Source organism: Leucobacter komagatae (assembly GCF_006716085.1).
Lineage (GTDB): Bacteria > Actinomycetota > Actinomycetes > Actinomycetales > Microbacteriaceae > Leucobacter > Leucobacter komagatae.
Genome location: NZ_VFON01000001.1, coordinates 1,246,416 through 1,270,482, shown reverse-complemented (window position 1 = coordinate 1,270,482; position 24,067 = coordinate 1,246,416). Strand labels below are relative to the sequence as shown.

Below are 24,067 nucleotides of genomic sequence, written 5' to 3'. Positions count from 1 at the left end.
CCCAGTGCCCAACCCCCCTTACTCACCGCCCAAGCTCAAGAAGGGCACCCTACGGATCACGCCGCTCGGCGGCCTCGGCGAGGTCGGCCGCAACATGACCGTGTACGAAATCAACGGCAAGCTGCTTGTCGTTGACTGCGGCGTACTCTTCCCAGAAGAGCACCAGCCGGGCGTCGACCTCATCCTGCCCGACATCACGCAGATTGAGAACCGTCTCCAGGACATCGTCGCCGTCGTGCTCACGCACGGCCACGAGGATCACATTGGCGGCGTCCCGTACCTGCTGAAGCGCCGCGAGGATATTCCCCTCGTCGGCTCGAAGCTGACCCTCGCGTTTGTCGAGGCGAAGCTCAAGGAGCACCGCATCCGCCCGAAGAGCCACCTCGTGGCTGAGGGCGATCGCGTGAAGTTCGGGCCGTTCGACCTCGAGTTCATCGCGGTGAACCACTCGATCCCGGATGCGCTTGCCGTCGCGATCCGCACCGAGGCCGGCATGGTCATCGGCACGGGCGACTTCAAGATGGATCAGCTGCCGCTCGACGGCCGCATTACCGACCTCCGCGCCTTCGCGCGACTCGGCGAGGAGGGCGTTGACCTCTTCATGACCGACTCGACGAACGCCGAGGTCCCGGGGTTCACCGCGCTCGAGAAAGATATCGGGCCCGTGCTTGAGCGCGTCATCGAGAAGGCGAGCGGCAAGGTTGTCGTCGCGAGCTTCTCGAGCCACGTGCACCGTGTGCAGCAGGTGCTCGACGCAGCCTCGAAGAACGGCCGCCGCGTCGTGCTGCTCGGCCGCTCGATGGTTCGTAACATGAAGATTGCCGCCGATCTCGGGTTCCTCGACGTCCCCGAGGGCGTGCTCGTCGATCTCAAGAAGAGCGGCGATATTCCGGATCACCGCATCGTCTACATGTCCACCGGTTCGCAGGGCGAGCCGATGGCCGTGCTCAGCCGCATGGTGAACAAGGAGCACCAGGTCGAGGTTGGGGCGGGCGACACCGTCATCCTCGCCTCGAGCCTTATCCCTGGCAACGAGAACTCGGTCTACCGCATCATCAACGGCCTCATGAAGCTCGGCGCGAACGTCGTGCACAAGGGCAACGCGAAGGTGCACGTCTCTGGCCACGCGTCGGCCGGCGAGCTCATGTACTGCTACAACATCGTGCGCCCGAAGAACGTGATGCCGATTCACGGCGAGTACCGCCACCTCATCGCGAACGCTGGCGTTGCTATCGAGACCGGCGTGCCGCAGAACCGCACGATCATTGCCGAGAACGGCACGATCGTCGACCTGCACGACGGCGTCGCGCGCGAGGTCGGCCAGCTCGCCATCGACTTCATCTACGTTGACGGCAAGAGCGTCGGCAAGGTGACTGACGACGACCTGCGCGACCGCCGCACGCTTGCTGAAGAGGGGTTCATCTCGGTGATCACCGTCGTCGAGACGACGCTCGGCCAGATCGTTTCGGGCCCCGAGATCCACGCGAAGGGTGTTGCCGAGGCAGACCACGTCTTCGACAAGATCAAGCCGCAGGTCGCCGACGCGATCGAGAAGGCGATGAAGGAGGGCGTGACCGACCAGCATGCGCTGCAGCAGGTCGTGCGCCGCACCGTCGGCCGCTGGGTCGGCACGAAGCTTCGCCGCAAGGCAATGATCGTTCCCGTTGTGGTGGTGGTATAGCGGTGGCTTCACTCCGCTTTGCGACCGCTGACGAAGTCGCGCGCTGGGACGAGCTCGTAGAGCTCGCCCCGGGCGGCGGCGAGGTCTGGCAGAGCCGCGAATACGCAGAGATCAAGCGCTACCAGCGCTACACGCCGCGGTACATCGTCGGCGACGACTTCCCGGCGACGCTCGTGCTCGAGAAGAAGATTCCGCTCCTCGGACGGTTCTGGTACTCGCCGGCGGGCCCCGACGTGTCGCTCGACGCGAGTGGCACGCCGATGAGCGCGTCCGAGTACGTCGCGCGGGGTCAGCGACTCGCCGACTTTGCGAAGCAAGAAGGCGTGTTCCTTCTGAAGGTCGAGCCGCGCCTCCTCGCGAGCGATGAAGCGTTCGCGACCCTTGAGACCGCTGGCTACGAGCCGGTTGCGCACGTGCTGCCCAACGTCTCCACGATCATCCTCGACATCTCGGGCGACGAAGACGCCATCATGGCCGCCTTCTCGTCGAGCACGCGCACGAAGATTAGGAAGGCCGACAAGGAGGGCTTCGATGTCCGCCGCGTCGAGGCGACGGAAGAGAACTGCCGCATCATGTTCGACCTGCTCACCGGCACCGCCGAGGAGAAGTTCGAGTTGCGCCCGTACGAGTACTTCCGCGACTTTTGGCAGGGCTTCCAGGCCGCCGGCCGCGGCCAGCTCGTGCTCGGCTACGACGGCGACGTTCCGGTCGCGGGCATGTTCGCGACCGCGCTCGGCCAGACGAGTGGCTACAAAGACGGCGCCTCGGCGAAGGCCAAGCTGCCGACCGGTGCGATGTACCGGATGCAGCTCGAGATCATCAGGTGGGGCAAGGAGCAGGGCGCGACGCGCCACGACCTCATCGGCACCCCGCCGAGCGACAGGCTCGATGACAAGAGTCACCGGCTCTACGGCGTCGGCCAGTACAAGCTGCGCCTCTCGAAAGACGTGACCGACTACGTTGGCACCCTCGACCTCGCGATCAAGCCGGGCAAAGTGAAGCTCTGGCGTTCGATTGGCGACCGGATCGCGCGCCGGTACACCCTCGCGACGCGTGGGGACGTGTTCTACTAATGGCATCTGCCCTGCAGCGCGCGAGCGCGATCATGGCGTCGGGCACCATGGTCTCGCGAATCCTCGGGTTCGCGAAGACCATGCTGCTCGTCTACGCCATCGGCAACACTCTCACCCTCTCGGGTGACGCGTTCGCGAACGGCAACCAGCTTCCGAACACGATCTACATGGCGCTCGCGGGCGGCATGCTGAACGCGGTGCTGGTGCCACAGATCGTGAAGGCCGCGCAGGGCGCTGACGGTGGGCGCGCCTACATCAACAAGGTACTCACGCTCGTCTCGGTCGCGCTGCTCACGATCACCACGATCGTGATGATCGCGGCGCCCTCGGTTGTCTGGCTGTTCACCATGGCCTGGGAGCCCGAGCAGCGCGCGCTCGCGATCGCGTTCGCGTACTGGTGCCTACCGCAGATCGTGTTCTACGGCTGGTACACGATGCTCGGCGAGGTGCTCAACGCGAAGAAGATCTTCGGCCCGTTCACCTGGTCGCCCGCGCTCGCAAATGTCATCGCGATCATCGGCACGATCCTCTTCATCGTGATGTTTGGCGCCGACCCCGATGGCAATCGGGCGGTGACCGACTGGAGCCCCGGGGCGATCGGAGTGCTCGCCGGCAGTGCGACGCTTGGCGTTGTCGCGCAGGCGCTGATCCTCATCGTTCCCTGGCGCAAGGCGGGGCTGAGCTTCAAGCCAGATTTCAGGTGGCGCGGTGTTGGGCTCGGCCAGACGGGCAGGCTTGCCGGCTGGGGCCTCGCCTCGGTTACCGTGCTGCAGCTCGGCGGCATCGTCACCAGCAACATCGTGAACTCGGCGTCGGGGGAGGGGCCTTCGCTCCTCGCGATGAACAACGCCTGGCTCGTGTTCATGCTCCCGCACTCCGTGATCGCCGTCTCCCTCATGACGGCGTACTTCACCCAGCTCGCCGAGCACGGCCAGGGCGGCCGGCTCGGAAGCTACCGCGAGACATTCTCGAGCGCGGCCCGCCAGGTGCTGCTGCTCATGATCTTCGCGAGCGTCGCCCTGTTCATCTGCGCAGGGTACGTGAGCCGCGTGATGCTGTTCGGTGCGAGCGCCGACCAGGTCGACAGCTTCGCTGACCTGCTCCGCGCCTACTCGGTGGGTCTCGCGGCCTACAGCATGATGTTCGTGATTCAGCGCGCCTTCTACGCGCTCTCAGACGCGCGCACGCCGTTCTTTTTCATGTCGGGGCAGCTCGTGCTGCTCATCGCGTTGACGGTGCCCGTCGGCCTGGTGATCGACAAGTCACTGCTCGGGTTCGCCTACGCGCTGATCTGGTCGGGCACGACGATTTTGCAGGCGATCGTCGCCTTCTGGCTGCTGCGGCGGAAGGTCGGCGGTATGGGCGGCCGCGATCTCGCCGCGAGCGGCACGAAGAATATCCTTGCCGCTATCCCGACCGCCGCTCTCGGCATCCTTGCGATCGCACTTCTCGCGAACCTGTTCCCGCCGAGCGAGGGCGGCATCGCAATCGTTCGCGCGATCGTCGAGGCGCTCGTCGTGACCGGGATCATGGGCGCCGCATACTTCGGCGGCTTGCTCTTGCTGAAGTCACCCGAGGCGCACGCCGTTCTTCGGAGGGTGCTCAGGCGCTAGCACCCTAGAAACCCTGAGGCTCAGCTGGTAAATTACGGTGGATTGGTTGTTTCCGCCTCACGCCGGTTGCAGCACGACTCGAAAGGAAGCGAGAAGTCGCGATGACGAGAAAGCCACAGCCACGCCTGCGCCTGCGCCGAAAGGCCGGTCTCGCACTGGGGCTCGCCGCAGCGGGAGCAGTGTTCATCGGAGGCGTTGGGCTCGGCCCAGCGTCGCCCGCGCACGCGATTGTCTCCGACCTGCCGACCTGGCAGGACGTCGAGAAGGCGAAGCAGAACGAGGCCGCGGCCGCCGCGAAGGTCACCGAGATTAAGGATCTCCTGGTCAAGGTGCAGCAGGAAGTCGAACGGACGCGCGCCGAGTCAGAGGCAGCGTCCGTGAAGTTCGACCAGGCCGCGAGCCAGCTGCGTGACGCGCAGGCCCGCGTCGAGGCCCTCGACACGCAGGCGAAAGCGAGCGAGGCCGAGGCCAAGCAGGCGTCTGAGCAGGCGGCGGCGCTTGTCTCCCAGATCTACCGTTCGGGCGGTGTCGACCGCAACCTCAGTCTCTTCCTTGAATCAGACGGCAGCACTGCCGACGCTTTGCTCGATCGCCTCGCGCAGACCGAGAAGGCGACCGAGCGCAACACGAACATTTGGCAGACCGCCGAGCGCGCGATGAACTCAGCACAGACGCTCAGCGAGCAGGCCGACTCCGCGCGCGAGGAGCGCGACAAGCTCGCGAAGGAGGCGGAGGCGAACCAGCAGCGCGCCGCTGAGATCGCCGACGCCGCGCGCAACCAGCAGGTTGAGCAGGAGAAGCAGCAGAAACTGCTGGAGCAGCAGCTCGCGGCGCTCGAGGACAAGACCACCTCGACCACCAAGGGCTACGAGGAGCGCCTCGTGCTCGAGGAGCAGGAGCGCCAGCGGATCGAGGCTGAGCGCCAGGAGGCTATCCGTAAGGCCCAGGAGGAAGAGGCCGCGAACAACGGCGGCGGCAACACCGGCGGTGGCAACACTGGCGGCGGCAATACCGGCGGTGGCAACACGGGCGGTGGGAACAACGGTGGTGGCCAGGTGACTCCGGGCGGCTGGACGAACCCGCTCGGCGGCGGATACTGGGTCTCGACCGAGTGGTGGGGCTACTACGGCCACACGGGCATGGACCTGGCGATCGGCCAGGGTACGCCGATCCGTGCGGCTGCCGGTGGCACGGTCTCGTTCTCTGGCTGGGCAGGGCAGTTTAGCTACGGCAACATGGCCGAGATCAATCACGGCGGCGGCGTCTCGACGCTCTACGGCCATATGCAGTACACCCCCTCGGTTGTCTACGGGCAGAACGTCGTCGCTGGCCAGGTGATCGGGTACGTTGGCAGCACGGGCAACTCGACGGGGCCGCACCTCCACTTCGAGACGAAGGTCGGCGGTGTCCCGCAAGACCCGCGTCCGTTCATGGCGAACCGCGGGGTCTGGATGTAGCCCGGAGCGACCGGGCGGTGGCAGTCTGAGGGCACGCCGCGGTCCGTACCGCCATTGTCGGCGGTGGCTTGTACCGTATTCACATGGCCAAAAACGCTTCGTCGGGCGGGAGCTCTACGCGATCCACCGGTTCGCAGAGTTCCCGTTCGAAGGGTGCCCAAACGCGCACCGGCTCATCGAGGGGGAGTACCCGCACCTCGGCGACGACGAAAGTGATTATGGCTGAGACCGAGCGCGAGAGCTTTATCGTGCGTGCCTGGGGTGGGCTGGCGAACGCCGTCGGCGCGGGGGCCCGCGCGTTCCGGTCGGAGGCGCTTGAGCCCGAGGCCAGACGCGACGGCTTCCCGATGCTGCTCGTGCTGCTCGCCGTGGTGGGCGCAGTCATCGAGTGGTTCCTCATCGGTAACCCCGTGGCGACGCAGCTCGACACCTGGACGTTCGGCGCGCTGTTTGGCCGCATCGCGTTCGGGCTGCCGATTATCATGGGCGGCTTCGCGCTCTGGCTTTTCAATAATCCGTCGACGGTGAACGACAACCGGCGCATCGCCATTGGGCTGTTCATTACGCTCGCGAGCGCGTCTGGCCTCGCGCACGTGCTCGGCGGCGCGCCGAAGCCGCGCGAAGGCATGCCCGGCCTCGCTGAGGCCGGTGGGCTGCTCGGCTGGCTCATTGGCGCCCCGCTGAACCTCGCGACAGTCTGGGTCGCAGTGCCGGTGCTCAGCCTGCTGCTCGCATTCTCGCTGCTTATCATCACGAAGACCCCGCCGAGCCGCATCGGGCACCGTATCCGCGAGGGCTACGCGTACCTCTTTGGTGCGCCCGCGCCCGAGGAGCGGGATCAGGAGGCGACGCCAAAGGCCTCGAAGAAGAAAGCTGCAGACAAATCGGGCGAGCTGTTCGACCACTCCGACGAGAAAGACGGCGAGCTGCCCTGGTGGCGTCGAAACTCGACCGGCCGCGAGGAAGATCCGAACTACCTGCCCGACCCGTCGGCGATCGAAGAGGTGCTCGCGTCGAGCGAGGCCGAGCAGGTTGGTGCTTTCGAGTCCGCGCTCGCTGACGAAGCCCAGACCGACGTGTTCGATGCCGACGTCTTCGCGGGCCTCGAGGGCGTCGACCAGGCCGCCGCGCGCACGGGCCGGGGCTCTGGCCTCGGCGACGACTCGTTCGATAGCTTCGCAGACCCCGTCGAGGAGCCCGAGCCCGTCGTCGCCACGCGTGAGTTCGCAGTCGCGCCGCCCCATGACCCCGCGGCGAATGCCGATTACTCGCTCCCCGAGCAGGCGCTGCTCTCGGCCGGTGCACCGCCCAAGACGCACAGCGAAGCGAACGAGCAGATCATGGCCGCCGTCGCGCGCGTGTTCGAAGAGTTCAAGGTCGACGCCGTTGTGACCGGGTTCTCCCGTGGCCCCACGGTCACCCAGTACGAGGTCGAGCTCGGCCCGGGCGTGAAGGTCGAGAAGGTGACCGCGCTCTCGCGCAACCTCTCGTACGCCGTCGCGTCGAACGAGGTTCGTATCCTGTCTCCGATTCCGGGCAAGAGCGCGATCGGCATCGAGATCCCGAATAAGGATCGCGAGAACGTCGCACTCGGCGATGTGCTCCGCTCGACAAAGGCGCAGCGCAATACGCACCCGATGACGATTGGCGTCGGCAAAGACGTGAAGGGCGAGTTCGTGCTCGCGAACCTCGCGAAGATGCCCCACCTCCTTGTCGCCGGTGCCACGGGCTCGGGTAAGTCGAGCTTTATCAACTCGATGATCACGAGCCTGCTCATGCGCGCGACCCCGGCCGAGGTGCGCATGGTGCTCGTCGACCCGAAGCGTGTTGAGCTCACCGTCTACCAGGGCGTGCCGCACCTCATCACCCCGATCATCACGGCGCCGAAGAAGGCCGCCGAGGCGCTGCAGTGGGTCGTGAAAGAGATGGACATGCGCTACGACGACCTCGCGTCGTTCGGGTTCCGTCACATCGATGACTTCAACGCGGCCGTGCGCGAGGGCTCGATCGTGCTGCCCGAGGGCAGCCAACGTCAGCTCAAGCCATACCCCTACCTGCTCGTCGTCGTCGACGAGCTCGCAGACCTCATGCTCGTCGCCCCGCGTGACGTCGAAGACTCGATCCAGCGCATTACCCAGCTCGCCCGCGCCGCCGGTATTCACCTCGTGCTCGCTACCCAGCGGCCCTCGGTGAACGTCGTCACGGGCGTCATCAAGTCGAACGTTCCGAGCCGGTACGCGTTCGCCGTGGCCTCCGGCACCGACTCACGAGTCATCCTCGATGAGGTCGGCGCTGAGCGGCTGATTGGTCAGGGCGACGGCCTGCTGCTGCTCAACGGCGAGTCGAGCCCGATGCGCGTGCAGGGCGCGTGGGTCGACGAGGCCGAGATTGCCCGCGTCGTGAAGCACGTGAAGGAGCAGGCGACGCCCGAGTACCGCGCCGACGTCGCTCAGGCTGCCGAGAAGAAGGAGATCGACGCCGATATTGGTGACGACCTCGAGGTGCTCGTGGCCGCGATTGAGCTCGTGGTGAGCTCGCAGTTCGGCTCGACCTCGATGTTGCAGCGCAAGCTGCGCGTCGGCTTCGCGAAAGCCGGGCGCCTGATGGACCTCATGGAGTCACGCGATATCGTCGGCCCGTCCGAGGGGTCCAAGGCGCGTGACGTGCTCGTCGCGCCAGAGCAGCTCGGCGAGGTCTTGAACCGTATCCGTGGCGGCGGTGGCTCCCCCGATTTCGGGCAAGCACCAGCGGCGCCAGCCCAAGCGGCCCCGTCAGCTCCGCAGCCCGCCCAGCAGGATCCCGCTCGATTTGATCCACCGTCGAGTGACGCGGCGACCGACGTGATCATCCCGGGCGGCGACGACCGCTACAACGATCCGCTCGCGCAGCGCGAGGCGGCGGCGCCCGAGGCCTACGACTACGGCGACAATGACGACGATGAAGGGTCAGAGGACGCCTGGCAGCTCACCGGGCGCGACTAGCGTCCCCGGCCGTCGGGTGCCGTGCGCGACCGCGCGGCACCTTGGCGTATCGCAGTAGAGTGGGCCCATGAACACTGAGGCAGTCGAGCACGCCAAGCCCAGCAACTGGAACGCCCCGAACATCATCACGGCGGCCCGCATCGTCGCGACCCCGTTCTTCGTGTGGCTGCTCCTCGCGTCCGGTGACAACGCCGCGATGCGGTGGGGTGCCGCGGCGTTCTTCGTCGTCGCGATCGCGACAGACGCCCTCGACGGATACCTCGCGCGGTCACGCGGGCTCATCACCGACCTCGGTAAGCTCCTCGACCCGATCGCGGACAAGGCGCTCACGGGCGCCGCGCTCGTCGGCCTCGCGATCCTCGCGGAACTGCCGTGGTGGGTCGTCGCCGTGGTGCTCGTCCGCGAGATCGGGATCACGATCCACCGCCTGATGATCGCGAGCGACGTCGTTGTCGCGGCCGCCTGGATGGGCAAGCTGAAGACCGTCGCGCAGTCGGTCGCGATCGCGCTGGCGCTCACCCCCCTCGCACACATGGACGGCGCTGTCGGCACCGTGTTTACCTGGGTCAACATCGTGACCATGACGATCGCGGTCGTGCTGACCATCGCGAGCGGCATCGACTACGTGCTCGCCTTCGTGCGCGGGCGAAACGGGGCTGCGCAGAATGCCTGAGGCGACCCCCTCGGGCGAGCAGGGCCCAGGCTCCGCTGATGCGGGGACTGCTGTCGGTGACCTCGCTGGCAGCGCGAGCCTCGCGGGCGGTGGAGACCTCGGTGGGAGTGGTGACCTCGCCGCCGAGGTCGTCAGGTTCGCATCGCGCCTCGGGGTCCGCATCGCAACCGCGGAGTCCCTCACCGGGGGCATGCTCGCGGCAGCAATCGTCGACGTGCCGGGTGCGTCCCAGGCCTTCAGCGGTGGCGTGGTCGCCTACGACACCGCGCTCAAGGCGAGCGTGCTCGGTGTTGACGGGGGCCTGCTCGCCGAGCGCGGGCCGGTCGACCCGCGAGTGGCTGAGCAGATGGCACGCGGCGTGCGCGACGCATGCGCGGTGACCGGGCCAGCAGATATTGGCATCTCGACGACCGGGGTTGCCGGCCCGCTCCCGGACCCGCAGACGGGGCAGGCTGCCGGAACGGTGTGGGTAGGGGTGAGCTCGGCCGCGGGGGAGCGCGCTGTGAGCCTCGGGCTTTCGTCTGCGGAAACACGGGAGGCGGTTCGCCGCGAGACCGTGCGCGCGGCGCTCGAGGTACTGCTTGCCGAGCTTGGCAATATCGACCCAGCTCACTCCCAGGATTCCTAGAGCAACCTGAGAATTTAAAGAAACCTGAGTGGAGTTGACTCAGGTTCAGGGAATGTTGGGAATAGTGCGGGTAGTCTCTTGGTTGTTCCCATTGTCACAATGAGTGGCGGCAAGCGCCGAAATGGTGATTGCCGGGTAAAGTAACATGCACGACCAAGGGGTCGTGCAGATTCAAGGAGGTTGCACATGCTGCTGGTGCGTCAAGAAATTGGTGATGTGCTTCGCGACTTCCGTCTGCAGAAGGGGCGCACGCTCCGTCAGGTTGCCGGTGATGCAAGCGTCGCGCTTGGATACCTCAGTGAGGTCGAGCGCGGGCAGAAGGAAGCGTCGAGTGAGATTCTCGCCGCCGTCGCGGATGCGCTCGACACCCCGCTCTCGGTCATCTTGGGTGAGGTGAGTGAGCGTCTCGCGATCGTGGAGGGGCTGTCCCTGCCCATGCCGAGCCGGGTTCCCGATACCGTTCCCGTCGAACTCGTGTCGGGCTACGGCTCCGAGCTCGTCACCCGCTAGCGGATGCGCCATCGCGCATTCCGTGCAGCGGTCGCTGAAGAGTTTGGGGAAGCCCATTCGGGTGTACTGCTGCGCGACTACTGGCTTGCGGGCCTTGGGTCGACGCCGGATGACGCGCTGGCCCGTGGCGTTGAGCCGCGGCTGGTGTGGGAGGCGCTCTGCGCCGAATTCGACGTCCCTGAGGCCCGCAGGTACGGTCGCGGGCTGAGTGACCCGCGGGAGTAACTGGCTTCAAAGTGCGACACGCCGTCGCGCCGTATTCGAATATGTGTTCGAAGGATGTTATCTTCGTCCACAGGTAGTTATCCGGGCTCAGTTGCCCTCAGATTCGCGCAGCCGAGCGTCAATATCGGTGGCCGGATCTAGGGTCTAGAGCACGGGAACTACCCAGCCTTGTCAGCACCGCCATTCGGTGTCGTGACAGTCGGTAGGCAGCAGATCAGCGGAACGCCCGCGCGAATACGAAGGAAGTCATCATGGCAGCACCCAAAGACCGCGAAAAGGCACTCGAGTCAGCCCTCGCACTCATCGATCGTCAGTTTGGCAAGGGCGCTGTCATGCGCATGGGCAGCCAGGAGCGCCAGGCGGTCGAGGTCATCCCGACCGGTTCGGTCGCGCTCGACGTCGCGCTCGGCATTGGCGGGCTGCCTCGCGGCCGCATCATCGAGATCTACGGCCCCGAGTCTTCCGGTAAGACAACGCTGACGCTGCACGCGATCGCGAACGCTCAGCGTGCGGGTGGCATCGCTGCCTTCATCGACGCTGAGCACGCCCTTGACCCCGACTACGCGAAGAAGCTCGGCGTTGACATCGATGCGCTGCTCGTCGCCCAGCCAGACACGGGTGAGCAGGCGCTTGAGATCGCAGACATGCTGATTCGCTCGGGCTCAGTGGACTTGGTCGTCGTTGACTCGGTTGCGGCGCTCGTGCCGAAGGCCGAGATCGACGGTGAGATGGGCGACAGCCACGTCGGCCTCCAGGCCCGCCTCATGTCGCAGGCGCTCCGCAAGATCACCGGTAGCTTGAGCTCGACCAAGACGACCGCGATCTTCATTAACCAGCTGCGCGAAAAGATTGGTGTCTTCTTCGGCAGCCCCGAGACCACCTCGGGCGGGAAGGCGCTGAAGTTCTACGCTTCGGTGCGTCTCGATATCCGCCGTATCCAGACGCTGAAAGACGGCCAGGAGGCCGTGGGTAACCGCACGCGCGTGAAGGTCGTGAAGAACAAGATGGCGCCGCCCTTCAAGCAGGCGGAGTTCGACATCCTCTACGGCACCGGCATCTCGCGCGAGGGCTCGCTCATTGACTACGGTGTCGAGCACGGCCTCGTGAAGAAGAGTGGCGCTTGGTACACCTACGAGGGTGACCAGCTCGGCCAGGGCATGGAAAACGCCCGCCGCTTCCTCATCGCGAACCCCGAGATTGCGCTCGAGATCGAAGAGAAGATCTTGACGAAGCTCGGCGTCAACGGCCGTACCGAGGAAGAGGCGCCTGCGGCCGAGGCTGCCGACACCGGCGAGAACCTGGCTGCGAGCGCGTAGCCGATGGCCGTCAGGTTCCTCCCGGCCCCCGAAGAGCGGCCGCGGCCGCCTCGAGAGGACCGGGGAGACCTTGCCGAGGTGATCGAGTTTCGCAGTCGGCTTCGCCGCCCCGCGGCTGAGGCTGAGGCCGAGCCCGAAACTTCGGCTGGTGCCGAGAGCGACGGCAGGGCTGAAAACCATCGCCCACGCCTCGTGGCGGCCGTTGAGCCTAGCTTCGAGCCTGCCGATGGCGGTCCAGTGGTGTCAGTGGACTCTGGCGACGAGCCCGAGGGTCCCACGGCCTACGAAGACGCGGTGAAGATGCTCGCCCGGAAGCCGCTGTCGAGTGGCGAACTGCAGCGGGCTCTCGTTGTTGCGGGTCACCCCGAGGTTGACGCGGAGGAAGCCGTGGCGACGTGCGAGGAGTCCTTGTACCTCGACGACGCCGGGCTCGCGTGCTCCGTGGCGACGAAGCTTCGAGATGCAAAGGGCGAGAGTAAGGCGCGCATCAGGCAGAAGCTGCGCGAGCGGCACCTGCCCGATGCTGCCATCGAGGCTGCGCTCGCCGACCTTGACGACGAGGCCGAATTTGAGCTGCTCGCGCAGACGGCCCGCGATCGGGCCCGCCGCATGGCGGGGCTCGACCGGCAGACCGCTGAGCGACGCTTGCTCGGCTTCCTCGCTAGGCGTGGCTGGTCTGGCGAACGTGCCACCAGGGCCGCGCGTGAGGCGCTCGACGGTACCGGCAGTGGCCGCGGCACCGTGAGGTTCCGCTGAGTCGTCCGAGTTCTTGAGACTCGGGCGGCGCGGGTAGAATCGTTGCCATGCCTACCGTCGAAGCCCTCACGATCGATCCCTCGCCGGCGGCGGTCCGCCCCGACGGGACCGCCCGCAGTTACACGGTTCGCACCCTCGGCTGCCAGATGAACGTGCACGACTCCGAGCGCATTTCTGGCTCGCTCGAGGCAGCCGGGTATGTCGCTGCGGACGTGCCGGAAGACGCAGACGTCATCGTCATCAACACCTGCGCCGTCCGCGAGAACGCCGCGAACAAGCTCTACGGCAACCTTGGCCAGCTCGCCTCGGTGAAGCGTGAACGAGGAGGTATGCAGATCGCCGTCGGTGGCTGCCTCGCCCAGAAAGATCAGGGCGAGATCGTCGACAAGGCCCCGTGGGTTGACGTGGTCTTCGGTACCCACAACATGGGGTCGCTTCCCGCCCTGCTCGAGCGCGCGCGCCACAATGAAGAGGCTCAGGTCGAGATTCTCGAGTCGCTTGAGGTGTTCCCGTCGACCCTGCCGACGAAGCGTGACTCTGCTTCGAGCGGTTGGGTCTCGATCTCCGTGGGTTGCAACAACACCTGCACGTTCTGCATCGTTCCGTCACTCCGCGGTAAGGAGAAAGACAGGCGTCCCGGCGATATCCTCGCCGAGGTGCGCGCGCTCGTCTACGACGGCGCCGTTGAGGTGACACTGCTCGGCCAAAACGTGAACACCTACGGCGTCGAGTTCGGTGACAGGCAGGCCTTCGGCAAGCTACTCCGTGCGATGGGCGAGATCGAAGGGCTCGAGCGGGTGCGCTTCACGAGCCCCCACCCGGCGGCCTTCACCGACGACGTCATCGCGGCGATGGCCGAGACCCCGAACGTGATGCCGTCACTACACATGCCGCTCCAGTCGGGCTCCGACACAGTGCTGAAGGCGATGCGCCGCTCGTACCGCTCGAAGAAGTTCCTCGGCATCCTCGACTCGGTTCGCGAGCGGATCCCGAACGCCGCGATCACCACCGACATCATCGTGGGCTTCCCCGGCGAGACCGACGCCGACTTCGAAGACACGCTGCGGGTCGTCGAGGCGTCGCGGTTCGCGAGCGCGTTCACCTTCCAGTACTCGATCAGGCCCGGTACGCCCGCCGCGACGATGGCCGATCAGGTGCCGAAGGCAGTGGTGCAGGAGCGCTACGAGCGACTCCAGGCGCTCCAGGAGCGGCTCTCGCTTGAGGAGAACCAGGCGCAGATTGGCGAGACCGTCGAGGTGCTCGTGCAAGGGCACGAGGGGCGCAAGGACGGCGCGACGCGCAGGCTCTCGGGCCGGGCCGCCGATAACCGCCTCGTGCACTTCGCGATCCCTGAGGGCGGCGACGAGCCGCGCCCCGGCGACATGGTGACCACCACCGTCACCGCCGCGGCGCCGCACTTCATCATCGCTGACGACACGACCCTCTACGCTGTCAGGCGCACGCGGGCCGGTGACGCGTGGGATCGCAGGCAGGCAGACAGCTGCGGCGTACCCGCGGCCGGCGAGCCGACCGGGGGCCGCGCCGTCAACCTCGGCCTGCCGACGCTCCGCATCGGAACGTAGGGTGCCGACACTCTGGGCCGTCGTCGGCGCCACCGGCACAGGAAAATCTGAGGCGGCGCTCGACCTGGCGGAGCGCCTGTCTGCGCGCGACGGGCGCGCAGCGGAGGTCGTGAACGCCGACGCGATGCAGCTCTACCGCGGCATGGACATCGGCACAGCGAAGCTGCCGGTCGGTGAGCGACGCGGCATCCCGCACCACCTCTTCGACGCCTTCGAGCCCGACGAGGAAGCGACTGTCGCGCGCTACCAACCGGCAGCGCGCGCGCAGATCGCGGAGATCCTTGGCGGGGGAGCGGACGCGATCCTTGTTGGCGGTTCCGGCCTCTACGTTTCGAGTGTGATCTTCGACTTTCAGTTCCCGCCGCGCGACGAAGCCACCCGGGCGGCGCTCGAGCGCGAGCACGAGGATCGTGGCATCGCGCCGCTCCTTGCCCGCCTCGCTGAGCTCGCCCCCGAGACCGCGGTCGCGGTCGACAGTCGCAACCCCCGCAGGGTCATCCGGGCGCTCGAGGTAGCGCTCCTGGGCGGTGACGCGCGCGTGACTCTCCCGAGCGACCCCGAACTCTGGGTCGCGGGGGAGTCTCACGAGAGCACCCGCATCCTCGGAATCACGAGCGAGCGCACCGTGCTCACCGAGCGGCTCGACCGGCGCGTGGAGCGCATGTGGGCGGACGGGATGCTCGACGAGGTGCGTGCCCTGATCCCGCGCGGGATCGAGCGGGGCAAAACCGCGAGCCGCGCAATTGGGTATGCGCAGGCGCTCTCACAACTGCGCGGTGAGCTGACGGAACCTGCGGCAATCGCCGAGACGCAGGCGCTCACCAGGCGCTACGCGCGGCGCCAAGTCTCCTGGTTCAAGCGCTACCCGGGTGTGACCTGGATTGACCAGACGGCGGGGCCGGACCGCGGCGCGCTCGACCTGGCGGTTGCGGGGGACTGAGCTCGGAGTTCTTCTAGCGCTCCTCGCGTTTCGCGGCGCGATACGTCTCCCAAGACCCAAAGCCTGCGGCAACCGCGCCGAAGAGCACGGCAGCGATTGGCCAGATGATCCACGAGCTTCCCCACGCGTTCCCTAGGAAGCTCCACAAGAGGTAGACAAGGGTCGTGAGCGGCCAGTAGATGCTCGCGATGGCCCCGACGATTGAGGTTTCTTCCTCGCGGGCGAGCTGGTCGGACGGGACCAAACTTCGCTGCCTGATCCGCTCCGCAGCGCTCGCCGCCCAGTTCGCGGGGAGAAAGACGAGGAGGCCCGTGGCGACCAGCAGGATGGCGCACGCCGCGCCGAGTCCGCCCCAGCCGTCGGCGAGCATGCCTGCGCCGACCACTGGCGCGAGCGCGAAGACCCACAGCCCAATGGCGATCTGGAGTCGCCCTGTTCGGCGAGGGGCCTCATTCGAGGCGAGAGTATTGGCCCACGCCATGACGTCTGGGCCCGCGGAAAAGTGGCCGCGGGTGATTCGAGTGAACGGAGTGAGCTTCTGCGCGCGGCCGACCAGAAGTAACACGCCGCCGGCGACGCAGGCCGCGAGGATCAGGATCCCGATGAAGCCGGCAACGCCCTCGCCGTCTTGCGAGCCGAGGCGCTCAGCCAGGGTTGTGAGAACAATGAGGGCGACCGGGGAAGACACGAGCAGGGCGACAGCGAGACCGAGCCGTGAATCGGCCTCGTGGCGCGCCGCCCCGTACGCGGCGGCTTCGTCGAGCGACAGGGGAGGGTGCTTCGCGGCCCTGCCGAGGGGTGGGCCGGGCTGTGGGGCGGTCGGTTGCGGGGCTGCGGTCGCCGGCTGGGGCTGGCCTTGCGCCTGGGGCTGTGCGTGTGTCGGGGGCTGTGCTTGGGCTTGTGCTTGGGGCTCCGGCGAGATCTCCCGGCTAATGCCGAGCACTGGCGCGAGCTCGTCGAGGTTTCCAAACTCGGTGATCACCTTGCCGACGGCCTCGTTCTCAGACAGACCAGCCGACTTTGCCGCCGCGTATGCGTCCTCCATCATCGCCTGGAGTTCTGCCCGTGCCTCGACGAGCTTCGGGCTCGGCGGGTAGGCCGCAAACATGGTGTCGAGGTAGGAGATGATGATGTTCACGAGGACGCTCCTTTGACGAAACGGTCGACGACGGACTTGGTGATTTCCCACTCTGCAAGCTTCTCCTCGAGATGGGAAGTGCCCGCTGGGGCGATTCGGTAGTACGTGCGCGGCTTCCCGGAGTCGGACGAACCGGCAAACGACGTCACCAGCCCCGCAGCCTCAAGCCGCTTCACCGCTGAATACAGTGTCGTTTGCTTGATCGCGTAGTCGTTTCCCGCGACCACAGCGATTTGCTGTGCGAGCTCGTAGGCGTAGGAAGGCCTGGAGCGCAGGAGTGACAGCACCATGAGGTCGACATAGCCGCGGATTGCGTCGGCGCCGATCATGCTTGCCTCCTTCGCGGAGTCGTACACACTAAACCGATGATGCGATAAACGTACTACGTGAGGCGTAGTACGTCAAGCGTTCTTGGTGGGGGCATGCTGTAGCGTATTCGTCAACGCCCGCGCGAACGCCCAAGGAGATTCGACATGACCACACTCGCATTCACCAAGGGACACGGTACGGGCAACGACTTCGTGCTCTTCACAGACCCCGACGGCGAGGTAGATCTCACTCCCGAGCGGGTTCGTTTCTTGTGCGATCGCAGGTTCGGAATCGGAGCCGACGGGGTGATCCGTGCAGTGAGGTCACGCTCGATCCCCGAGGGCGCCGCAATCCTTGAGACCGAGCCCGAGGCCGAGTGGTTCATGGACTACTGGAACGCAGACGGTACCGTCGCCGAGATGTGCGGCAACGGGGTGCGGGTCTACACGCACTACCTCATCTCCGAGGGGCTTGTCGCCCCAGAGCGGAGCGACACGCTTCCGCTCGGAACCCGCGCCGGTGTACGTGATGTACTCATCGGAGCAGCTGGTTACACGGTTGATCTCGGACGGTGGCGGCTCGGCAAGGAGCGGCTTGTGCAGGCCTCGGGCCTCGAAGTGGCACGGCCCGGGCTGGGTATCGAGGTCGGGAACCCCCACGTCGTGACCGTGCTGGCCGACGAATCCGAGCTCGAAGGGCTCAACCTCGTGGCGGAGCCCACGCTCGATCCGGCCCCGGCAGACGGTGCGAACGCCGAGTTTGTTGTGCCCGCTGAGCCGTTCCTTGTGAACGGGGTCGCCCACATCCGCATGCGCGTCTTTGAGCGCGGCGTTGGTGAGACCCTGTCGTGTGGAACGGGTGCTGCGGCTTCGGCACTGGCGTTCCGCCACTGGGGTGGCGACCAGATGCCGCACAGCTGGAGCGTGGCTGTCCCGGGCGGGAAGCTGGGGGTCAGGATGTTCGCGACGGAAGAGGGCGAGCACGTCTCGCTCTCCGGCCCCGCCGAGCTCGTCTACAGCGGGACGATCGACCTCCCATAGTTCGGGCTGCCCCCGCACCGCGCAACCGCCGTGCCCGGGTAGGCTCCGGCCCGGCTGGGCCTGCTGCGGCCTGTCTAGTCACGCCGCGCCTGATGCCTCTCGCTCTCGCCTGGCTTCATTCCTGGTCGGTCTCACTCCAGTCCGCTCCAAATAATCCGGTCCACCCCAATTACCTGTCGAACTTGGGGTGGACCGGATTATTTGAGTGGGAACGGAGGGCTCGGAGCGTCGAACGCAGCCCCTCCCGACCCGGAATCTGGCCCTCGGGCCCGCAAGAAACGCTTCCCGCGCAGCAGGCTGTGTTGTGCGCACGAGCTTCGGCTGAGCGCCCCAAACGGCGAGTAGGTATTTCCTACGGATGTGCTGCCAGGCACCTCAAAAATATCCTGCACCTACCGCGCTCAGGATCCGCACCGTTGCGGGGGACCCGGGCCGGTGGCGCGCGGCCCGTCGGGTCTCACGTCGGGGGAGGCCGGGCAACGTGCTGAACCCATTTGGCAGTGGGGGCGCCGCTCGCGTCTCCGTGAGCGAAATCGGATCCCGATCATGTTTCAGACATCTCGCCGAGAACCCGGTGGGTTACACGCAACACCGAGGGCGGGCCGGTTCTGGCTCGTCCTTATTGCGGCACTAGCGCTGGCAGTTGGTCCGACGCCGATCGCCGCCTTCGCAGACGACGCGGGAGCGAACTCAACGCCGAGCAGTGACGCAGCCGCGCCGGCGGGTGCCCCCGCGCCAGCTCCAGCGACGGCGCCCTCGACGGCGCCCGCGCCCGCCCCGGCTCCCGAGGCAGCGCCTGCGCCCGCCCCCGCGGAGCCAGCGGTTTCGGAGCCCGCGCCGCAGCCGGAGCCTCCCGCGGCCCCCGAAGCTTCGGCACCTCCTGCCGCCCCAGCGCCAGTGGTGGAGCAGGCACCAGCTCAGGCTCCCGCCTCGGAGCAACCTGCAGCCGGTGATCAGGTCCCGGACGTCCCAACAGCGGCCCCTGCACCGACGACAAACCAGTCGACCGCTGACCCGGGAACCCCAACCACCCTGCAACGTCAGGCCCCGGCCGCGCGCGGCCAGGACAAAGTAGAGATTTGTCATGCGACGGGTGCTGATGGGAAGTGGGTTGAGAATTCGCCCGCGAAGAGCGGCGACCTGAATGGGCACGTCGGGCATCAGGATGGTCGGGACATTATTCCGCCGTTCACGTATGTCGAGGCTGGCGTGACGCATGAGTTCGCCGGGCAGAACTGGGATGAGGAGGGGCAGGCGATCTACAACAACGGTTGCAAGACCCCGAAGACTCCCGACCCCGATCCCGAGTACGAGACCCCTGTTGTGGCCCTTGAAGTGACGCAGTGTGTGGCGACTGATGGCGTGGTTCCAGCCGAGATGATGGCGAACCTGTCGAAGCTGACGGCGGGTGAGCAGTACCGTGTGTCAGTTGCGAAGGACGGTGGTGAGCCGGTGGTGCTGCCGCTGGTGACGGCGTCGGGGGTGTCGATGTCGGTGTCGGTTCCGGTGACGGGTGTCGGTGCGTATGTGGTGTCGGTGTCTCGGGTGGGTGCTGCCGACAGTGAATCGGCCGGGACGAAGTCGGTCGTGGTGAAGCCGTGCCCCGAGACCCCGCCGAAGGAGAAGGTGACGATTTGTCATGCCACGGGTGCTGACGGAAAGTGGGTCGAGAACTCACCTGACAAGAGCGGCGACCTGAACGGGCATGTCGGGCATCAGGACGGCCGGGACATCATTCCCCCATTTACGTATGTCGAGGCTGGTGTGACGCACGAGTTTGCTGGGCAGAACTGGGACGAGGAAGGGCAGGCGATCTACAACAACGGTTGCAAGACGCCCAAGGACCCGGAGCCCGACCCTGAACCCGAGCTGCGCATTATCGCCGACCAGTGCCTCGCCTTCGGCGGCACCCTGCCGACCCAGTTCGAGGTGTTCTTCGAAGACACGGTGGTCGGGCGCGACTACTCGCTCACAGTCAGCAAGGACGGCGTTGCCAGGCCCGCACAGATAGTCCGGGGCGCGGGTGCTGAAGGGTCGATCATGATCGACACCGCTGGCGCCGGTAACTACGAAGTCACCCTGAGCTACGGCGAAGTGACGGCGAGTGTCTCGGTGGAGATCGTGCCGTGTCCACAGGCCGACTTCGACCTCGCGCTCACCAAGGCAGCGACGGTCGACGACGGAGTCGCTGAGGTTGGCGACACGATTCGTTACACCCTTACGGTATCGGGAAGCGGCGCCAACGAAGCGCTAAACCCGACGGTGACTGACGCCCTGCCCACCGGCCTCGCCTTCGCAGGGGGTGTGAGCGCTCCGGACGGCTGGATCGTCGACGGTGGCGCGACCGTCACCGCGTCCTACTCCGGAGCGTTCTCAGGCGAGGCTGTCATCTCCTTCGACGCGATGGTCACCGCGGCGCCGCAGAACGGTGAGCTCGTGAACCGAGCCTGTGTGACGAGTGACGGAGCGGCAGCCGAGCCGGAGCCAGAGATCGCGGTACGCGGCGACAGCGCGTTGGCCACCTCCCGGGAAGTGAGCGGCGAAGAACCAAGCGAAGGATCCGGGGACTCGAACCCGGGCAACGACTGCGGCGAGGCGACCACCCCGGTGCGAAGCGTTGAGGTCGCCGGAGCGGCGGCGTGCCTGAACGACACCCCGTGGTTCAACTACTCGGTGACCCCCGCAGGCATCAGCGACCCCGAGAGCCTTCCGATCTCCATCATCTGGTGGTCGCCCGAGGCATACGCGGCGCGTGACGCCTCGATCGCGGCCGCAGATCACGCCGCGATCATGGCAGATGGGGCCGCGAAAGTGGAGACCCTGCCGTACCCGGCAGGCTGGGTGAGTGGGCAACCGCTCACCGGCTCGGTGCTCTGGCCGGGAGCGACGGTCGATGCCGCGGGTGACCCGACGGGTTGGCCGGGCTGGACGCAGCGCGCCGACGGGACCTGGTTCGAGGACCCCGCGGCACCGTTCTACAACCTTCGGGGCGAGACCGTCGTCGAGATTCGGATCAACCCGACGGCCGCCGCAACGACGGTCTACCCGCCGGCGACCCCCGACTGCAACGCCCGACCGCCAGTGACGGAGCCGCCGGTGACGCAGCCGCCAACCGGTGTGGTTCCCGTTGCGAAGCCCGTGGTGAAGCCGTCGCCGCTTGCGGCGCAGGCGCCGGCCCCCGCGGCACGGATCGCCGATACCGGTAGCGGTGGGCCCGGCACGCTCGGCCTCGCCGGAGCGGGCCTGCTCGTGGCAGGGGCGGTGCTGTCGCTGCTTCGTCTCCGCAGGCACGGATCAGTGACGAAGAGCTAGCGACTGCGCCGCGTGTGGGCCCCGGGACGATGCGCTCCGGGGCCCACACGCGTGTGGCGCGACCCGTACTACTCTTCCCCCTCCTCGACGGTGAAGTCGCCGGTGACGTCCTCCGGGAAGACAGTCGAGCGCGTCGGCTCCCAGAGCGAACCGCGCTGCTCGAGGTGGAGCGATAGCCCCTCGCGGTCGTTGACACCGAGCTTGGTGAAGACCCTGGCGAGGTGCGCTTCGACGGTTCGCGTCGAGATCCTGAGCTTGGCCGCGATGCGTTTGGTCTGGTAGCCGAGCACGGCGAGGCCCGCGATCTCCCGTTCCCGCGGAGTGAGCTGCACTCGCCAGCGCAACGGTGCCAGCACGCCGTGCCGCGCGAGCCTGCGAACAGCAGGAGTGTCGACCACGGGCCCGCCCGCCGCGCGCTCACGCACGACGGTCGCGAGCGCACCGGCGAAGCGGGTATCGATCCGGTCGCGGAGCAGCTCGGCCCGCGTGATCAAGGCGGGGGAGACTGGGTCGGGTGTGAGGCTTGCGAGCTGGAGCGCACGCAGCTCGATGAGGGCAAGACCGCGTTCACCGGCCCAGTCCGCGAGAAGCTCCGCGGCGTCCCGGGCGGCCGGGTCCTCGAGCCAGAGGCGTGCCATAACCGATGCCAGCCTGATCGGCCCCTCGAACACTCGGCTCGCCCGCAGCGACGTGTGTTCGAGTTGAGAGAGGGTCTCTGCGGCCTCGGCCGCGCGGCCTCCAGCAGCGAGGGCGTGGGCGCGAGCGGCGAGCGCGACGGGAAGGAAACCGGTGCCATCCGAATGGTTGAGCGCCTCGACCGACGCCCCGAGCTCCGCGGTCGCGTCGACCCACCGGCCCTCGACGAGTGCGAGCGTTCCCGTGATCACCCCGATGAGCCCTGTGCCCTCTCGGTACGCGGCGGTCGGGTGCTCGACACTGCGCAGCAGCGCGTGGTGCAGTCGAGCCGCGCTCGTGACCTGGCCGTGGAGAACCTCGCTCATGAACAGCGCCCCAAAGATCTCACCCCCGGCAGTGGGGTACTCAGCTGCTCGCGACAGCGCGGCGGGCAGGGAATGCCGGGCGGTCGCGCGGCTCGCGCGGAGGTCGCCAGATTGGCTCGAGATGAGGATGTCGGCCCCGGCGATCGGGATCGCGCCCGGAGCGCGCCGCGGCGCTCCGGGCAGCTCGCGGAGCGCACGCGCTGCGGCGAAGTCACCCGCGTAGGCGAGCCGAACGTACGATCCGCTGACGACAAGCTCGTGCGCGACGGAGCCGGGGTCGGAATGGACGCTGCGCAGGTGATCGAGGATCGCTCGCGCCCCAGCGACATCGTCGTCTCGGTATAGGAGCACGTCGGCGCGCGCGAGCCCGAGTCGAATGCGAGAGAGGATAGTGTCGGCCGAGTCCCCGGGCGCGGGGAGGATCGTCGCGAGGTCGCCGTCGCGCGACCTCGCCCACCCGCTCTCGGGCGCGGGGGCCCGGAGCAAATCGGGTTCGTTGAGGAACTCAGGGACGCCGGAGAACCGGGCTGCCGTGAGTCGCGCCGTCGTCGCCTCAAGGCGGTCGCGCTCGCTCAGGCTCTGGTCGCCGCCGAGCAACCGACCGATGCGGACAGCGAGCCTATAGTTGTTCGTCGCTGTCGCGAGGTTGAGCGCGCGCCACATGATCGGGGTCGGTGGGAGCCGGCCCGCGTCAAGGAGGACGACCGCGCCGCGCAGCAGTGTCTCGGCGGGCGCGTGTTCAAGCTCGGCGGGGAGCGTCTCGGAGATTCGACGGAGCAGCCTGATGCGCTGCCCGGCCGGGATCGCCTGCCGCACGGTATCGCCGATGAGCTGGTTGCTCGTACGCAGCAGCGCAGAGCCGTCGGGCGCGAGATCCTCACGCAGCACGCGGTGGTGGAGGAGGGTGTCGATCGCGTCGGGCGTCGCGATGTCGCCAAGGTCTGCGAGCGTTGCGGCGGGGATAGGCTCGGCGAGGGCGACGGTGAGGAGCGCCGACCTCGTCGTAGGGGAGGTGCGCGAGAGCTCACGTACGAGGAACTCGGGGAGCGACGCCGGGGCATCGGCGTCGGACGTCCAACTCACAAGGTCGTCGAACCGAGTGAGCGCGCCAGACCGCTGCAGGCTCGCGACGAGTTCGGTGAGGAAGAGCGGGTTGCCGCCGCTCGCGCGGTGAAGGCGGCTGATGGTCTCAGCCTCCACGGCGTGCGGGGCGAGCAGATGGCACGCGAGCCCCGCAGACTGATCATGATCGAGCGGCGGGAGTTCGATGATCGTCGCGGGCTTCTCTCGGAGGAGTTGCGAGATTGGTAAGGGAAGCGCGGCGAGGCTGCGGGCGGTGACGACCACGCGATAGTTTGGTTCGCCGGCGAGCGCCGCGATGACCTGGAGGGTGAGATCGTCGGCGCTGTCGGCGTCGTCAACGAGAAAGATCGTCCCGGGCGCTCTTCCGGGCCACGCGGCGACGGCGGCGGCATAGCCAGCCGCCGCATCCGGAATGTCAGCGGGGGCAGCAACATCAGCTTGGGGGAGCACCCCTCGGAGCAGCGCGAACGGGATCTGCTGAACCGTCGTCGAGGCGTTGAGCGCCACTACCGTCGGGCTGCTCGCGACGCCTCCTCCGACGATCTCGCGTTGAATCGCCTGCTGGGCGAGCACGTGCTTGCCCGCCCCTGCTTCCCCGACAAGGAGCAGGACTGCCCCGGGCTCAGCGAGCGCGAGGCACGCTTCGTCAAGTTCGGCTTCGCGAAGCGTTGCGAGTGGGGCGCTCGGGCGCGAAGTACGCGGCATGCTCGCCCCCTTCCCAGGTGGTCCTCTGAGCTGCATCATACGC

General features: G+C 67.1%; 18 protein-coding genes. 15 read left to right on the top strand and 3 right to left on the bottom strand.

What is annotated here, in order from left to right:
- Positions 1-4 precede the first annotated feature (4 nt).
- From FB468_RS05860 to miaA, 13 genes are all read left to right on the top strand, one after another.
- The gene (locus FB468_RS05860; RefSeq protein WP_141886516.1) at positions 5-1,681 is read left to right on the top strand and encodes a ribonuclease J; all 1,677 of its coding nucleotides are present in this window, start codon (positions 5-7) and stop codon (positions 1,679-1,681) included.
- Between the two features lie 2 nt (positions 1,682-1,683).
- Positions 1,684-2,754 carry a lipid II:glycine glycyltransferase FemX gene (locus FB468_RS05855; RefSeq protein WP_141886515.1) on the top strand — a complete coding sequence of 357 codons (1,071 nt, stop codon included), beginning with the start codon at positions 1,684-1,686 and terminating at the stop codon, positions 2,752-2,754.
- The gene (gene murJ, locus FB468_RS05850) at positions 2,754-4,367 is read left to right on the top strand and encodes a murein biosynthesis integral membrane protein MurJ (protein WP_141886514.1); all 1,614 of its coding nucleotides are present in this window, start codon (positions 2,754-2,756) and stop codon (positions 4,365-4,367) included. Before FB468_RS05855 ends, murJ begins: the two co-directional genes overlap by 1 nt.
- Before the next feature lie 101 nt (positions 4,368-4,468).
- Complete coding sequence (locus FB468_RS05845) at positions 4,469-5,824, top strand: M23 family metallopeptidase (RefSeq protein ID WP_141886513.1); 1,356 nt, start codon at positions 4,469-4,471, stop codon at positions 5,822-5,824.
- A gap of 83 nt (positions 5,825-5,907) precedes the next feature.
- Entirely contained in the window at positions 5,908-8,805 is a 2,898-nt protein-coding gene (locus FB468_RS05840) for an FtsK/SpoIIIE family DNA translocase (RefSeq protein ID WP_141886512.1), read from the top strand.
- A gap of 67 nt (positions 8,806-8,872) precedes the next feature.
- Entirely contained in the window at positions 8,873-9,478 is a 606-nt protein-coding gene (gene pgsA, locus FB468_RS05835; protein ID WP_141886511.1) for a CDP-diacylglycerol--glycerol-3-phosphate 3-phosphatidyltransferase, read from the top strand.
- Positions 9,471-10,106, top strand: coding sequence for a CinA family protein (locus FB468_RS05830; RefSeq protein ID WP_141886510.1), 636 nt, complete (start codon positions 9,471-9,473; stop codon positions 10,104-10,106). Before pgsA ends, FB468_RS05830 begins: the two co-directional genes overlap by 8 nt.
- 186 nt (positions 10,107-10,292) lie before the next feature.
- On the top strand, positions 10,293-10,616 hold the full coding sequence (locus tag FB468_RS05825; protein ID WP_141886509.1) for a helix-turn-helix domain-containing protein: 324 nt from the start codon (positions 10,293-10,295) through the stop codon (positions 10,614-10,616).
- 3 nt (positions 10,617-10,619) lie between these two features.
- Positions 10,620-10,841, top strand: a complete 222-nt coding sequence (locus FB468_RS05820) for a DUF3046 domain-containing protein (RefSeq protein WP_141886508.1) — start codon at positions 10,620-10,622, stop codon at positions 10,839-10,841.
- 251 nt (positions 10,842-11,092) lie between these two features.
- Positions 11,093-12,157 carry a recombinase RecA gene (recA, locus tag FB468_RS05815; RefSeq protein ID WP_141886507.1) on the top strand — a complete coding sequence of 355 codons (1,065 nt, stop codon included), beginning with the start codon at positions 11,093-11,095 and terminating at the stop codon, positions 12,155-12,157.
- A gap of 78 nt (positions 12,158-12,235) precedes the next feature.
- Positions 12,236-12,913, top strand: a complete 678-nt coding sequence (locus tag FB468_RS05810) for a regulatory protein RecX (protein ID WP_170219638.1) — start codon at positions 12,236-12,238, stop codon at positions 12,911-12,913.
- 47 nt (positions 12,914-12,960) lie between these two features.
- A complete protein-coding gene (gene miaB, locus FB468_RS05805) occupies positions 12,961-14,496 on the top strand; it encodes a tRNA (N6-isopentenyl adenosine(37)-C2)-methylthiotransferase MiaB (protein WP_141886505.1) in 1,536 nt (511 codons plus the stop codon).
- Between the two features lies 1 nt (position 14,497).
- Positions 14,498-15,436, top strand: coding sequence for a tRNA (adenosine(37)-N6)-dimethylallyltransferase MiaA (miaA, locus tag FB468_RS05800; RefSeq protein ID WP_141886504.1), 939 nt, complete (start codon positions 14,498-14,500; stop codon positions 15,434-15,436).
- 13 nt (positions 15,437-15,449) lie between these two features.
- Here the strand turns inward: miaA and FB468_RS05795 are convergent, their stop codons facing one another.
- Both FB468_RS05795 and FB468_RS05790 read right to left on the bottom strand, forming a co-directional pair.
- Positions 15,450-16,574 carry a permease prefix domain 1-containing protein gene (locus FB468_RS05795; protein WP_141886503.1) on the bottom strand — a complete coding sequence of 375 codons (1,125 nt, stop codon included), beginning with the start codon at positions 16,572-16,574 and terminating at the stop codon, positions 15,450-15,452.
- Positions 16,571-16,903, bottom strand: a complete 333-nt coding sequence (locus FB468_RS05790; RefSeq protein WP_141886502.1) for a PadR family transcriptional regulator — start codon at positions 16,901-16,903, stop codon at positions 16,571-16,573. The genes FB468_RS05795 and FB468_RS05790 overlap by 4 nt, the downstream gene beginning before the upstream one ends.
- Before the next feature lie 144 nt (positions 16,904-17,047).
- Here FB468_RS05790 and dapF point away from each other — a divergent pair, with 144 nt between their 5' ends.
- Complete coding sequence (gene dapF / locus FB468_RS05785; RefSeq protein ID WP_141886501.1) at positions 17,048-17,923, top strand: diaminopimelate epimerase; 876 nt, start codon at positions 17,048-17,050, stop codon at positions 17,921-17,923.
- A gap of 546 nt (positions 17,924-18,469) precedes the next feature.
- Complete coding sequence (locus FB468_RS05780; protein WP_141886500.1) at positions 18,470-21,235, top strand: DUF11 domain-containing protein; 2,766 nt, start codon at positions 18,470-18,472, stop codon at positions 21,233-21,235.
- 68 nt (positions 21,236-21,303) lie between these two features.
- Here FB468_RS05780 and FB468_RS05775 read toward each other — a convergent pair whose 3' ends face one another.
- A complete protein-coding gene (locus tag FB468_RS05775; protein ID WP_170219637.1) occupies positions 21,304-24,024 on the bottom strand; it encodes a helix-turn-helix transcriptional regulator in 2,721 nt (906 codons plus the stop codon).
- Positions 24,025-24,067 lie beyond the last annotated feature (43 nt).

Coding starts and splice junctions, on each gene's coding strand:
- FB468_RS05820 (WP_141886508.1), top strand. CDS start 10,620: ATGCGCCATCGCGCATTCCGTGCAGCGGTCGCTGAAGAGTTTGGGGAA.
- FB468_RS05780 (WP_141886500.1), top strand. CDS start 18,470: ATGTTTCAGACATCTCGCCGAGAACCCGGTGGGTTACACGCAACACCG.
- murJ (WP_141886514.1), top strand. CDS start 2,754: ATGGCATCTGCCCTGCAGCGCGCGAGCGCGATCATGGCGTCGGGCACC.
- dapF (WP_141886501.1), top strand. CDS start 17,048: ATGACCACACTCGCATTCACCAAGGGACACGGTACGGGCAACGACTTC.
- FB468_RS05775 (WP_170219637.1), bottom strand. CDS start 24,024: ATGCCGCGTACTTCGCGCCCGAGCGCCCCACTCGCAACGCTTCGCGAA.
- FB468_RS05845 (WP_141886513.1), top strand. CDS start 4,469: ATGACGAGAAAGCCACAGCCACGCCTGCGCCTGCGCCGAAAGGCCGGT.
- FB468_RS05790 (WP_141886502.1), bottom strand. CDS start 16,903: ATGATCGGCGCCGACGCAATCCGCGGCTATGTCGACCTCATGGTGCTG.
- pgsA (WP_141886511.1), top strand. CDS start 8,873: ATGAACACTGAGGCAGTCGAGCACGCCAAGCCCAGCAACTGGAACGCC.
- FB468_RS05840 (WP_141886512.1), top strand. CDS start 5,908: ATGGCCAAAAACGCTTCGTCGGGCGGGAGCTCTACGCGATCCACCGGT.
- FB468_RS05830 (WP_141886510.1), top strand. CDS start 9,471: ATGCCTGAGGCGACCCCCTCGGGCGAGCAGGGCCCAGGCTCCGCTGAT.
- recA (WP_141886507.1), top strand. CDS start 11,093: ATGGCAGCACCCAAAGACCGCGAAAAGGCACTCGAGTCAGCCCTCGCA.
- miaB (WP_141886505.1), top strand. CDS start 12,961: ATGCCTACCGTCGAAGCCCTCACGATCGATCCCTCGCCGGCGGCGGTC.
- FB468_RS05825 (WP_141886509.1), top strand. CDS start 10,293: ATGCTGCTGGTGCGTCAAGAAATTGGTGATGTGCTTCGCGACTTCCGT.